Genomic DNA, 13473 nt, shown 5'->3' with positions numbered 1-13473 from the left:
CAACATCGACAGGGCGCCGGCAGCGCAACAGAATCGGCGGCTACACCGCCGAAAATCAGGAGGCTCCGCTGAGATGAAACGCGCATTCAAGTTCCTTTTCGTCCTGCTCATCCTCTTGCTCACCGTGCTGGCCATCGCCATTGCAGCGGGTGTCTGGCATGCCCGCAGCAAGCTGCCGCAGCGCAGCGGCACGCTCATGCTGAGCCAGCTCAAGGCCCCGGTCTTGGTGGACTGGGACGAGCGCGGCGTGCCACACCTGCAGGCGCAGAACGAAACCGACCTTTACCGTGCCCTCGGTTTCCTGCATGCGCAGGACCGCCTGTTCCAGATGGAGATGGTGCGGCGCCTGGCGCGCGGTGAACTGGCCGAGATCCTGGGGCCCAAGCTGCTCGACACCGACCGCCTGTTTCGCACCCTGGAACTGCGCGCCCACGCCGAACAAAGAATCAAGAACATCGACCGCAGCAGCCCCACCTGGTCGGGCCTGCTGGCCTATCTGGACGGCATCAACGAATTCCAGGACACACGCCCCCTGCCGGTCGAATTCAGCATGTTGCGCATCCAGCCGCAGCCTTACACCCCGGTCGACACCCTGGCTGTGGCTGGCTACCTGGCCTACAGCTTCGCTGCCACGTTGCGTACCGAGCCCGTGCTGACCTATGTGCGGGACCAGCTTGGCCCCGATTACCTGCGAGTCTTCGATCTCGAATGGCAACCCCTGGGCGTGGTCGGCCCCATGGCCCGCAGGCCCTCCTCGCCCACGCTGGCGGCGGCCGACTGGGAGGGGCTGGCTCGGGTGTCCGAAGTCAGCCAGCAGGCCATGGACCTGGCGGGGGTGCCGCTCTTCGAAGGCAGCAATGCCTGGGCGATTTCCGGGCGACGCACTGCGAGCGGCAAACCTCTGCTGGCGGGTGACCCGCACATCGCCTACTCCTTGCCCGCTGTTTGGTACGAGGCGCACCTCAAGGCGCCGGGTTTCGAACTCTACGGTCACCACCAAGCGCTCAATCCCTTTGCCCTGCTGGGCCACACGCCTCAGTTCGGCTGGAGCCTGACCATGTTCCAGAACGACGACATGGACCTGGTGGCCCTGAAGGTGAACCCGGACAACCCTAGGCAGGTCTGGCACCAGGGCCAGTGGGTGGCGCTGCAGAGCCGCACCGAGACGATCGCCGTGAAGAATGCCGACCCGGTCAACATCACCTTGACCCGCTCGCCCTACGGTCCGCTCATCAACCAGGCCTTCCCCGACAGCCTGGGCCAGGCCCCGATCGCCATGTGGTGGACCTTCCTGGAAACCGAGAACCCCATCCTCGAAGCCTTCTACGAACTGAATCGCGCCGATACCCTTCCCAAGGCACGCAACGCGGCCAGCAAGATCCACGCGCCCGGCCTCAACGTGGTGTGGGCCAACGCAGCCGGCGACATCGGCTGGTGGGCCGCGGCCAGGCTGGTGCAGCGCCCGCTCAGCGTGAACCCCAGCTTCATCCTCGACGGCGGCAGCGAACAGGCCGACAAGCCGGGGTTCTACCGTTTTGCCGACAATCCGCAGGAGGAAAACCCTGCACGCGGTTACATCGTCTCGGCCAACCACCAGCCGGTGCCGCGCAGCGGCGTGCCGGTACCGGGTTACTACAACCTGCCGGACCGCGCGCGGCGCCTGGACCAGTTGCTGCGCCCCACCGGCACCCTGTGGAACCTGCAGAACAGCCAGGCCCTGCAACTCGACGAACAAACCGACTACGGGCCGCGCGTCTTGCGCCCCCTGTTGCCGCTGCTGCGCGATCAGGCCACCGACTCCATTGAACGCGCACTGATCGACCAGATGGCCGAGTGGGACGGCCGCCACAACATGACCAGCATCGCCCCCACGGTCTACAACCAGTTCGTCTACGAGCTGCTCAAGGCCAGCATGGCCGACGAACTGGGCGAGGTGCAATTCAACAACCTGCTGCGCACCCGTGCCATCGACCACGCCTTGCCCCGCCTGGCCGCCGACGTGCGCTCCCCCTGGTGGGACGATCGCCGCACGGAGAAGAAGGAGAACCGCAACGACATCGTGGTGCAGGCCTGGCGTGCCAGCCTGAAGCACCTGCAGGAGTTGCGCGGCATCTCCCTGCCCGGCTGGACCTGGGGCAACAACCACACCCTGACCCACGGCCATCCCCTGGGCCGCATCCAGCCGCTGGACAAGCTGTTCAACGTCGGCCCGTTGGAAGCACCAGGTGGGCGTGAGCTCCCCAACAACCTCGCGCAGGCCCTGGGCCCGGCACCCTGGAGCGTGAACTACGGCCCCTCGACGCGACGGCTGATCGACTTCGCCGATGCCGGCAAGGCCCTGGGCATCAACCCTGTAGGCCAGAGCGGCGTGCTGCTCGATCCGCATTACAAAGACCAGGCGCAGGACTTCATCGCCGGCCGCTACCAGCCCATGCACCTGAACCCGTCCGACGTGAAGGCCTCCACGCGCAGCACGCTGGTGCTGCAGCCGGCTCCCTAGGTCGGGCCCTGCAAGCCTGTCCCCTACCGGACAAGCTGTCCCGCCACGGACAGGCTGTCACAGCCCTGACATGGGCGCCCGACAGGGACACCCAGAATCCTCCTCGTCTGCGGCATCGCACCGCCGGCATACCACAACAGACGAGGAGACCATGGACAAGCTACTGCTCACGGGCACCGCGCGGCGTGCCCTCCTGCGCGGCGCCAGCTGCGCTGCCGCCACATTGGCCTTTCCGGGCCTGCTGCACGCCAAGGCCGACAGCTGGCGGATAGGCCAGACCGCGGCACTCACCGGGCCGCTGGCCTGGCCCTTTGTTGAACTGAACAAGGGTATCCAGGCGGCCTTCAATGAAGTGAATGAGCGCGGCGGCGTCGCCGGGCGGCCGCTGCAACTGATGAGCCGGGACGATGGGGGTGCCACCGACAAGGCGGCCGAGAACGCCCGCAAGCTGGTCGAAGAGGAGCAGGTGCTTTGCCTTTTCGCCTGCGGTGGCACCTCCAGCGTGATGGGCGCCATGGCCACCGTGACCCAGGCGCGCACTCCGCTGATTGCCCCCATCACCGGCATCGACGCGCTGCGCGCACACCACCCGCTGGTCATCCACATGCGGGCAGGCTACTCGAACGAACTGGACCGCATCGTGCGGCAGATCGGCACGGTCAATATGGACCGCTGCGCCGTGGCCTACTCGGACACGGCCTTTGGCAAGGCCGGTCTGGCGGCCTTCGACGCTGTCGCGCGCAAGCATCGCAACACGGCCTGGCGTGCCTTCCATATCAAGGACACGCCACAGGGCATCGCCGATGGCATCGCGGACATTGCCAGATTCGAGCCGACCTCCTATCTGTCGCTCTACATCGGGCAACACAGCCTGCAGTTCGCCCGCGACTTGCGCAAGGACGTCCAGGCGCCATCCTTCGCCCTGTCGCTGCTGGGGTCCGAGCCCGTGCTCAAGGCCTTGGGCCCGGCGGGCAACGGCATGACCGTGGCCCAGGTGGTCCCGCATCCGGACACCATCGCCTTGCCCGTGGTAGCCGCCTACCAGCGTGCCATGCGCAAGGCCGGCATCACCCGGCTGTCACACGCCTCGCTGGAAGGTTATCTGTCCTCACGCGCCCTGATCGAAGGGCTGCGCCGCGGCAGCCGCAACGGCAACGTCGGCACCGAGAAGCTCGTCGAGGCTTTCCACACCATGCAGCCGCTGGACCTTGGTGGTTTCGAACTGGACTACCGAACCGACAAGCACCTGGGTTCGAGTTTTGTGGAACTGACGTTTTTCACCGGCGATCGCTACAAACGCTGAGGTCGCGCCGGCTCAGCCGGTCTGTTGCAGCAACGCGCAGAGGGCCCCCATATCGGCCACGGTGACGTGGGGCTGGTGCGTCTCGTGCGCCCAGTCGTGGCCGGCCCGGTTGACCCAGACGGTCTGCAAGCCGGCGTTCACCGCCCCCACGACGTCCAGCGCCGCATCGTCCCCCACGTGCAGCACCTCGTGCGGCAGCACACCGGCAGCCTGCGCCGCCGCGTGGAAGAAACGCGGATCGGGCTTGCCCAGGCCAAAGGCCTGGGCACTCAAACTGGCGTGGAAAAACTCGCCCAACCCGATGCGCTGCACGTCGGCATTGCCATTGGACAGGGCCACGACCGGGTAACGCTGCGCCAGCCAGGCCAGCGCGGGGCGCGCATCCTCGTAGAGCTCCACACGCATGCGCTCGTTGATGAAGACCTCGTAGGCGCCTTCCACCAGCGCCGTATCCTCGCCATGACGCTGCAAGGCGCGGCGGATCAGCTCCTGACGCAGGGCGCGCAGGTCGTGGCCGATCTCGGGCCGGCTGGTCTGCACCTCCCGGCGCAGCGTCAGGCGCTGCTCGGCATCGGCCAGCCACAAGGCGGTCTTCGGAGCCTGCGGGCGCAACCAGTCCTGCAGCACCCGTTCGGCGCGGGCGATCACCGGCCAGATCGGCCAGAGGGTGTCGTCGAGGTCCAGGGATATCGCCCTGACTTTCTTCAGATCCAGCATAGGTGGGCGAGAATACCGCATGGCTTTCAAACCCGAACCTCCGTACATCCATGGCCAGGCGCCCTCCACGGCCATTCTTCTGTGCAACCTGGGCACACCCGACGCGCCCACACCAGCGGCGCTGCGTCGTTACCTGGGCGAATTCCTGAGTGACCATCGCGTGGTGGAGATTCCCAAGCCCATTTGGTGGCTGATCCTGCACGGCATCATCCTGCGCCTGCGCCCGGCAAAATCGGCTGCCAAGTACGCCACCGTCTGGACGCCCGAAGGTTCGCCGCTCAAGGTCTGGACCGAGAAACAGGCACAGCGCCTGCAAGCGTGGCTGCAACAGCAGGGCCACCACGTCACGGTGCGTTATGCCATGCGCTATGGCCATCCTTCCATCCCGGCGCAGCTGGATGCGCTCAAGGCCGAAGGCGTGACGCGCGTGCTGGTGCTGCCAGCCTACCCTCAGTACTCGGGTACCACCACGGCCAGCGTCAGCGACGCCGTCTATCGCTGGGCCGAGAAGGTACGTACCCTGCCAGAGCTGCGTTTCATCAACCGTTACCACGATGACGCTGGCTACATCGGCGCGCTTGCCGCACGCATCCGAAGCTACTGGCAGGAGCATGGCCGCCCGGACCAATTGCTCATGAGCTTTCACGGCGTGCCCGAGCGCACCCTGCACCTGGGCGACCCCTACCACTGTGAATGCCTGAAGACCGCTCGCCTGCTGGCGCAGGAGCTGAAGCTGACTCAGGACCAGTACCGCGTGAGCTTCCAGTCGCGCTTCGGCAAGGCCAAATGGCTGGAGCCCGCTACCGAGCCCACCCTGGTCCAGCTCGCGCAGGCTGGCGTGAAGCGCGTAGACGTGACCTGCCCCGGCTTCACCAGCGATTGCCTGGAAACGCTGGAGGAGATTGCGCAGGAAGCCCGTGAGTCCTTCCTGCATGCCGGCGGTCAGGCCTTCCACTACATCCCCTGCCTGAACGACAACACGGACTGGATTGCCGCCATGGGCCGGATCAGCGAACAGCATCTGGGCGGCTGGCCAACCCGGCCGGCGCCCGATGCAGCGCCGCTCGCCGCATCGCGCGCAGCAGCCCTGGCCGCCGGCGCGCAGAACTAGCTCTTCTTGGGACGCAACGACTGGTACGCCGGCCGTGCCAGGCAGGCTGCCAGCCAGGCGCTGATCAGCGGGTAGGGTGCCATGAGCTCACGGGTTGCACGCACCCAGAGCAGCACGCTGGCCACGCAGAGGTCGGCCACGGTGAAGCGGTCGGCGGCCAGGTGGGCCTGGCCTTGCGCCTGCTGCTGCGTCAGATGTTTCTCCAGCACGCGCAGCGGCACGTGCAGGCGTTGTTCGGCCTTGTCGGCCAACTCGGGTTTGCGTTCCTCGGGGGCCATGGCGAAGCGGTGCATCAGCACCGTGAGTGCATCCTTCTCCACTTCGCTCATGACCCAGAAAGCCCAACGCAGGGCCTCGGCGTCCTCGCGCGGCGTGGCAGGCGTCAATGTGTTGCCATCAGCCTGTCCATGGTGCCGTGCGATGTAGAGCGCACAGGCCATGCTTTCCCAGACCGTCACATCCCCCTCAGGCCGGCGGTCGACCACCACCGGGACGCGGCCATTGGCATTGAGTGCCAGAAATTCCCACGTGCGCGAGGCACCCGCACGGTAGTCGGTCTGCACATGCTCGAAAGCCAGGCCCAGCTCGGTAGCCGCCCACAGAGGGCGCAATGCGCGCGATGCCTGGATGCCGTAAATCGTCAATGCCATGAAGTCTCCTCATTTGGACAGCCCGCATTGTGCCCAAGGAAGATCCGGCAAGGACCCGGAGTATCGAGAGAAGCTCAGTCGTTGCGACGGATGAAATCGAGGACTGGGTCGAGCTGTGCCGGCACATTGAGCGCCGGCGCATGACCGCAACCCGGGACTTCGATGTGCTGCAAGCGGCCCTGGCGGCCCGGCCCCCTGGTTCGCATGCGCTGCGCCGTTTCGGCCAGCACCAGGTCGGACTCTGCACCGCGCAGCAGAAGCACCGGTATGTCGAGTTGTTCGTAGTGGTCCCAGATCAGGTAGTCATCGGGGTAGTTCACGAACTGCTGCACCATGGCCGGGTCGTAATGCGGCGTCACGCGGCCATCGGGCAGGCGGCGCGTCGACGTTTCGGTCAGCCTGCGCCACTGCGCATCGCTGAGCCAGCCAAAGGGCTTGTAGGCCTGACGGAAAAACGCCTCCAGTTCACGCACTGTCTCGAACGTCGGCGGGTTGCCGGCATAGGCACGGATGCGCGCGATGGCAGCGTCGGCCAGCTGCGGCGCATTGTCATTGAGCACCAGGCTGCGGATGCGGGTCTTGAGCTGGGGCTGAAAGAGACCCGAGGCGCACACGGTGCCGATGGCCCCGCCCATGGACGTGCCCACCCAGTGCGCCGACGCAATTCCCAGCTGATCGAACAGTTCCGCCGCCAGGCGCGCGTAAAAGGACAGGCAGTACTCCCGCTCGGGCTGCGGGCTCCACTGACTCAGACCGCGGCCCAGGGTGTCGGGGCAGATCACACGGTAGCCCTGGGCGCTGAGGTGTTCGGCCAGCTCGTCCATGTCGCGCCCGGTGCGCGCCAGGCCATGCCAGGCGACCACGGTGCCGGCCTGTCCGGCACCCCATTCGGTGTAGTGGATTTCGCGTCCGGCGCAGCGGACGTAGTGGGATGCCAGTGTCATGCGAAATCTCCCCCTGTCTGGATATCCGTCAGCGCAGCAACTTGCCAGAGGCGCCGATCACGGTCACCTCGACATAACGCGAACCGACCCGGTTGGCCGGAGAAAAGCTCACCCGCGTGCCACCGAGGTCGTGGTTGTTGATGGTCTCCAGCGCCTGGATCAGGCGGGAGCGTGTCGGGTTCGGCCCGGCCCGGCGCAAGCCTTCCACCAGCACCTTGGCGCCCAGGAACTCCTCGAAGCTGGTGTAGCTGGGGGCCTGTCCGTCGCCGTACTTCTGCAGGAGGGTCTGGTACTCACGCACCGCCGGCTTGTTCGCCATATAGGGGTAAGGAACCACCTGCGAGATACCCAGGCCGTGCACGGCCTTTACCCCCGCCAGCTTCACCAGCTCGGCCGGGTCCACCACCGAGATGTTGAAGAGCTGGGCGCCACCGCCCGCAGCGCGGTACTGGGCGGCAAAGGCCGCGGTGGAACGGTTGACCGAAATCATGATGACCGCCTGCGCATCCGCTGCCTGGATGGTCTTGACGGCGCCCTGCACCTGGTCGGTGTTGCGCTCGTAAGGCGCTGCAGCCACAAGCTTCAGGTTGCGCCGGGCCGTCGCTTCCTCGACACCGGCCAGGCCGGCCTTGCCGAAGGCGTCGTCCTGGTACATCACGGCAATGCGGGTCATGCCCAGCGTGACGACCTGGTTGACCATGTGCTCGGCCTCGTCGGCATAACCCGCGCGCACATGAAAGATGTAGGGATTGAAGGGTTTGCGCAAGGCCTCGCCACCGGTGTAAGGCGCCACCAGGGGAGCTCCCCCGGTCTCCAGCACACCGTCACTGAGCAGCTTGGCGATGTTGGCGGTCCCTGCAAAACCGAAGAGGGCCAGGACCTCGGGCTTTTGCAGGGCCTCGCGGGTCAGGCGCACAGTCTCGTCCACCTTGTAGCCATCGTCCTGCACCACATGACGGATCTTGGCACCATGGATGCCGCCGTTTTCATTGATCCAGTCGAAATAGATCTTGCCCCCCAGCACCATCTGCTGGCCCGTGCTGGCCAGCACACCACTGAGTGGCGCCACCTGGACGATGGTCAACTCGGCCGCCTGCGCTGTCACCGCGGCGGTGCAGGCCAGAATCAGACTGGCCAGTGTCTGTCGCATACGTGCGACCCCATACGACGTTCCCAACATTTTTGTCTCCTCGTGTAATGGCAGGTCATGCGCCCACCTGTTTTTTGCGCAGGCTGCGTGCCCGCAAACGTCCTACCACCCCGGTGGGGAAGTAGTAAACCGACAAGACAAATAGAAGACCAAGCCACAGCAACCAGCGGTCGGGTGACAGGAGTGCGGCCAGCAGCGGCAGGCCGGCGGTGGCCTCGCTGGCCAGACGCAGCAGATCCTGCAGATAACTCTGCGCCACCACAAACAGTGCCGCCCCGATGGCAGAACCGTAGATCGTGCCCATACCGCCGATCACCACGATCAGCAGCACGTCCATCATGATCTCGAAGGAGAGCGAGGTGTCCGGTCCGTTGTATCGCAGCCAGAGCGCCAGCATGGCGCCGGCCAGGCAGGCGAACAGGGCCGAAAGCACGCTGGAGAGCGTGCGGTAGACCACCACACGGTAGCCCAGGGCCTCGGCGCGAAATTCGTTCTCGCGGATGGCCTGCAGCACGCGGCCGAAGGGCGAGTTGACCATGCGCAGCAAGGCCAGCAACAACACCAGGGCCACCACAAACAGCAGGTAGTAGCTGATCAGCTTGCCGTCGATCATGGTGCCCAGCACCGGCTCCTCGAACAGCTCGAAGCTGGGCGAGAGCACCTGGGGCAGCTTGAAGCTCAGTCCGTCCTCGCCGCCGGTGAACTCCGACAGCTGCGAGGCCAGGGTCTGGAAGGCCGAGGCCACGGCCAGCGTGATCATGGCGAAAAAGATGGCTCGCACGCGCAGCGAGAACAGCCCGATCACCAGGGCCAGCACCAGCGTGAGCGCCAGCGCGCTCAGCAGCCCCACCGCCAGCGCCGCCCAGGTTGGGCCCATGTGCGTGGTCGCGATCGCAATGCCGTAGGCACCGATGCCAAAGAACATCGTGTGCGCAAAGCTGACGATGCCGGTGTAACCCAGCAGCAGGTCGAAGCTGGCCACCAGCACCACGAAGATCAGCACCTTGGCCGCCACGTTGAGCGCCTTGACGCCGGGCACGATGAAGGGGGCAACGGCCAGGGCCAGCAGCAGCAGGACCAGCAGCACGGCCAGGATGCGGCTGCGTGGGAGGTCGTTGGAGATGAGTCGAGCAAGCATGTGTTGCTCCTTAACGGTTGGTCACGGGATAGACCCCCTGCGGACGCCACAACAGGATGGCGACCATCAGCGCGATGTTGGAGAACAGCGCTACCTTCGGGACAAGGAAGCCTGTGTAGTTCGCCATCAGGCCTACGAGCAAGGCGCCGATCAGGGCGCCCGTCGTGGATCCCAGACCACCGATGATGATGACGATGAAGATCAGCACATTGACCTGCGCGCCCATCTGCGGGATGACACTCTGCTGGTACAGGCCCCACATCACGCCGCCCAGGCCCGCCAAAGCGCTGCCCATGACAAACACCCCGACAAAAAGCCGGCGGATGCGATAACCCAGAGCCTCGACCATTTCACGGTCCTGCACACCCGCGCGGATCAGCAGGCCGATTTTGGTGCGTGACAAGGTCCAAACCTGCGCTGCGAAAACGGCTAGGCCAACCACCACGGCAATCAGGCGGTATTTCTCGACCGCAGCATCACCCAGCAGCACAGCGCCGCGCATGGCTTCGGGCAGGGGCAAGGCGATCTGCTGCGGGCCCCAGATCACCTTGATCAGTTCCTCGCCGATGATCATGCCGCCCATGGTGATAAGGATCTGCTTGAGGTGCTGGCCGTAGACCGGTCGCACGATGTAGCGCTCGAAGGCCAGTCCTAGCGCGCCGGCCACGAGCATGGCCGCCACCATGGCCGGCAGCACCGCCAGCAGGTTGCGCCACAACTCCTGCGAACCAGTCCAGTCGCCCATCAGGCCCAGCACGCTGGTGGCGACAAAGGCACCCAGCGCGATGAAGACGCCGTGGCCGAAATTGAGCACGTCCATCAGGCCAAAGACCAGCGTCAGGCCGGAGGCGATGATGAAGACGATCATGCCCATGGCCAGGCCCGCCACGGTCAGCGTGAGCCAGGTCGAGCCCGAGCCGGTCAGGGGCAATGCAGCCAGCGCCAGCACGGGCACCAGCAGCAGGGGCTTGTAGTCAAAGTCTTTTTTCATAACGCCAGCCCCAGCAGCGACTGCTGCAACTCCTCGTCACCGGCCAGGGCCTGCATGGTCCCGGCGTGGACCACACGGCCGTTGTCCATCACGGTCACGCTGTCGCCCAGACGCTTGGCGAAGTTGATGTTCTGTTCGACCAGCAGGATGGTCACACCGCTGGCCTTGAGCTGCTGGAAGGCCGCAATCATGTTGTCGATCATCACGGGCGCCAGGCCCTTGCTGGGCTCGTCCACGATCAGCAGGCGACGCGGTTCGACGATGGCGCGCGAGACCGCCAGCATCTGCTTCTGCCCGCCCGAAAGCTTGCCGGCCGGGTGGTTCCAGAACTTCTCCACGGCGGGAAAGAGCCTGAAGATCCACTGCAGGCGCTCCTCGTCCATCTCGCTGGCGCGGCGCGCGCGGCGTGCGGCCAGCAGCATGTTTTCCTTGACCGTGAGGTCGGCAAAGATGCCCATGTTTTCGGGCACATAGGCGATGTCCAGCGCGGCGATGGCCGGGGTTTGCAATGCGGCGATGTCCTGGCCATCGAACGTGATGCGACCCTGCGACGCGGGCCACAGGCCCATGATGGTCCGCAGCGTGGTGGTCTTGCCTGCGCCATTGCGGCCCAGCAACAAGGTGAGCTGGCCGCGCGGCACGGACAGATCCACGCCATGCAGGATGTGATAAGCCCCGATGTGCGTGTGCACGCCTTCGAGTTTCAGGAGTGCATCACTCATGCCGGCTCCTTCGCCACGCCCAGGTACGCCTCTTGCACCACCGGCGATGCAATCACCGCAGCCGGCTCGCCGTCGGCCACCAGCGTGCCGTTGTGCAGCACGATGATGCGATCGGCGAGTTCGCGCACCACATCCATCTTGTGCTCCACCAACAGGATCGTTTTTGTTTTGTCCTGCTTCAGCTTGCGGATCAGGTTCAAGATCACCGGCACCTCGTCGTGGCTCATGCCGGCCGTGGGCTCGTCGAACATATAGACTTGCGGATCGAGCGCCATCAGCAGCGCGACCTCCAGCTTGCGCTGGTCGCCGTGCGGCAGGCTGGAAACCTGGGCGTCCTGCTGATGCGCCATGGCCACGGAAACCAGGATCTCGTGCGCCCGCGCGTTGAGATGCGCGTGGTCGCTCCAGATGCTCCAGAGGTTGAGACCACGCCGATGCGGACCGTCCAGCGTAGCCTGCACAGCCAGGCGCACGTTCTCGAGAACGCTGAGGTTGGGAAACAGATTGGTCAGCTGGAAGGCCCGACCCAGACCAGCGCGTGTGCGCGCCGAAGCGGACAGTGCCGACAGATCCAGGCCACCAAGCAGCACGCTTCCCTCGGAAGCCGTCAACTGCCCCGAGATCAGGTTGAAATAGGTGGTCTTGCCGGCACCGTTGGGGCCGACGATGGCCGTCAAGGTGCCCGGCGCGAAAGTGCACGAGACGGCATTCACCGCCACGTGCCCACCGAAGCGGATGGTGAGGTTTCTGGTTTCCAGCATGAGATCAGTTCCCCTTCCTTGGGGAGATTGAATGGGGGAGCGGCGTAGCGAGCGGCTGCCCGGCTAGGCGGACGGAGCACAGCAACCGGAACGTACTTGCGGTACGTGAGGATCGCGAGCACCGCCCAACGACGCCGGGCGGCCGCGCAGTAGCCGAGCACCCATTCAACGCGTGTTGCGGATGGGAATGGCCATCTCTTCCGGCTTGATCTCATGGATCAGCTCGGGCACACCCCAGGCAAACGCCGGATCGGCCTTGATCTTGAAGTGGTACATGCTCTGCATGGCCTGGTGGTCTTCCTTGCGGAAGGTCATCTTGCCCTTGGGCGTGTCGAAGCTCATGCCTTCCATGGTGGCAATCAGCTTGTTGGTGGCCGTATCACCATTGCTCTTCTTGAGCGCTGTGACCACGGCCATGGCTGCGCTGAAACCGCCGGCCGTGAAGAAGTCCGGCGGGGCCTTGAACTGGCTGTAGTGGCGCGAAACCATGGCCTCGTTCACCGGGTTCTTGGGCATGCCAAAGTAATAGTAGGCGGCACCTTCCATGCCCGGGAACTGCTTGTAGGCCACCATGGCCGGCAGGATGTTGCCACCTGTGGCGAGTTCGATCCCGTAGCGCTTCTGCAGCTCGAGCTCCGCGAACTTGTTGAATGGCGGGTTGGCACCAGCCCAGACCACCCAGACAAACTTGCGGCCCGGCTGGTCCTTCAGGCGGTCCACGATGCGTTGCAGGCCGGCCGTGAAATCGGTGGTGGCCGGCGGCAGGAACTCCTCGTGCACAAGCTTGGCTTTCTTGATGGCTTCACGGAAGGCCTTGACGCCGTCCTTGCCGAAGGCGTTGTCCTGCGCCAGGGTGACGATGTTCACGCCTGGCTTGTCCAGTGCCACAGCGTTGGCGATGGCGTCCTGGCTGCTGTTGCGACCGGTGCGGAAGATGTACTTGTTCCACTTGTCACCGGTGATGGAGTCGGCCACGGCGGGCTCGACCAGCAGGATCTTCTTGTATTCCTCGGCCACGGGCAGCATGGCCAGGGCCACGGGTGAGGCGGTGGGGCCAACGGCCAGGTCTACCTTGTCGTCACCGTAGGCGGCAGCCAGCAGGCTCTTGCCAAGGTCGGGCTTGCCCTGGTCGTCCTTCTCCATCACCACGATCTTGCGGCCAGCCACGGTCATGGTGCCGCCGGTCGCATAGTCCAGGCCCATCATGAAACCGGTCTGGGTCTGCTTGCCATAGGCTTCGAGCGGACCGGTCTTGCTGTAGATGTGGGCGATGCGGATATCCTTGCCCTGGGCTAATGCGCCAGTTGCCAGAACGGTGGCGGCCAGGGTGGCGCCGATCAGGCCGCCTTGAATGATCCAGTGACGACGTTGCATGGAGGTCTCCTCATGTAAATGTTATGGATTCATGTCTGCAGATACCGTGCCACGCCCTAACGCATTGATTTCATTGGAATTTATCTTCGATATCGAAGATAAATGACTGAAT

Annotated in this window: 12 protein-coding genes; 3 read left to right on the top strand and 9 right to left on the bottom strand. The window is 65.0% G+C overall.

Features of this window, described 5'->3' with window-relative positions; genetic code table 11:
* Positions 1-73 precede the first annotated feature (73 nt).
* Complete coding sequence (locus AC07NT_RS04510; RefSeq protein WP_498597621.1) at positions 74-2500, top strand: penicillin acylase family protein; 2427 nt, start codon at positions 74-76, stop codon at positions 2498-2500.
* A 151-nt stretch (positions 2501-2651) separates the two neighbouring features.
* On the top strand, positions 2652-3803 hold the full coding sequence (locus AC07NT_RS04505; protein ID WP_498597622.1) for an ABC transporter substrate-binding protein: 1152 nt from the start codon (positions 2652-2654) through the stop codon (positions 3801-3803).
* A gap of 12 nt (positions 3804-3815) precedes the next feature.
* On the opposite strand, the gene AC07NT_RS04500 is transcribed toward AC07NT_RS04505, so the two are convergent.
* The gene (locus AC07NT_RS04500) at positions 3816-4520 is read right to left on the bottom strand and encodes an HAD family hydrolase (protein ID WP_498597623.1); all 705 of its coding nucleotides are present in this window, start codon (positions 4518-4520) and stop codon (positions 3816-3818) included.
* A 19-nt stretch (positions 4521-4539) separates the two neighbouring features.
* Between AC07NT_RS04500 and hemH the strand changes: the two genes are divergently transcribed.
* On the top strand, positions 4540-5631 hold the full coding sequence (gene hemH / locus AC07NT_RS04495; protein WP_498597624.1) for a ferrochelatase: 1092 nt from the start codon (positions 4540-4542) through the stop codon (positions 5629-5631).
* Here the strand turns inward: hemH and AC07NT_RS04490 are convergent.
* The 8 genes from AC07NT_RS04490 to AC07NT_RS04455 form a co-directional block, all read right to left on the bottom strand.
* Positions 5628-6281: a glutathione S-transferase family protein gene (locus AC07NT_RS04490; protein ID WP_498597625.1), complete on the bottom strand. Its 654-nt coding sequence runs from the start codon at positions 6279-6281 to the stop codon at positions 5628-5630. The two genes, hemH and AC07NT_RS04490, sit on opposite strands and share 4 nt — an antisense overlap.
* 74 nt (positions 6282-6355) lie before the next feature.
* Positions 6356-7225 carry an alpha/beta fold hydrolase gene (locus AC07NT_RS04485; protein WP_498597626.1) on the bottom strand — a complete coding sequence of 290 codons (870 nt, stop codon included), beginning with the start codon at positions 7223-7225 and terminating at the stop codon, positions 6356-6358.
* Positions 7226-7253: 28 nt separating this feature from the next.
* Positions 7254-8375 carry an ABC transporter substrate-binding protein gene (locus AC07NT_RS04480; RefSeq protein ID WP_498597627.1) on the bottom strand — a complete coding sequence of 374 codons (1122 nt, stop codon included), beginning with the start codon at positions 8373-8375 and terminating at the stop codon, positions 7254-7256.
* A gap of 55 nt (positions 8376-8430) precedes the next feature.
* The gene (locus AC07NT_RS04475) at positions 8431-9513 is read right to left on the bottom strand and encodes a branched-chain amino acid ABC transporter permease (protein ID WP_498597628.1); all 1083 of its coding nucleotides are present in this window, start codon (positions 9511-9513) and stop codon (positions 8431-8433) included.
* A 10-nt stretch (positions 9514-9523) separates the two neighbouring features.
* Positions 9524-10504 carry a branched-chain amino acid ABC transporter permease gene (locus AC07NT_RS04470; RefSeq protein WP_498597629.1) on the bottom strand — a complete coding sequence of 327 codons (981 nt, stop codon included), beginning with the start codon at positions 10502-10504 and terminating at the stop codon, positions 9524-9526.
* Positions 10501-11226 carry an ABC transporter ATP-binding protein gene (locus AC07NT_RS04465; protein ID WP_498597630.1) on the bottom strand — a complete coding sequence of 242 codons (726 nt, stop codon included), beginning with the start codon at positions 11224-11226 and terminating at the stop codon, positions 10501-10503. Before AC07NT_RS04465 ends, AC07NT_RS04470 begins: the two co-directional genes overlap by 4 nt.
* Complete coding sequence (locus AC07NT_RS04460) at positions 11223-11987, bottom strand: ABC transporter ATP-binding protein (protein ID WP_498597631.1); 765 nt, start codon at positions 11985-11987, stop codon at positions 11223-11225. Before AC07NT_RS04460 ends, AC07NT_RS04465 begins: the two co-directional genes overlap by 4 nt.
* A 165-nt stretch (positions 11988-12152) precedes the next feature.
* On the bottom strand, positions 12153-13361 hold the full coding sequence (locus AC07NT_RS04455) for a substrate-binding domain-containing protein (protein ID WP_498597632.1): 1209 nt from the start codon (positions 13359-13361) through the stop codon (positions 12153-12155).
* Positions 13362-13473: the final 112 nt, after the last annotated feature.

The sequence above is a fragment of the Hylemonella sp. GW821-FHT10B10 genome (assembly GCF_059415585.1).
This window is presented reverse-complemented; position numbering and strand designations above follow the sequence as displayed.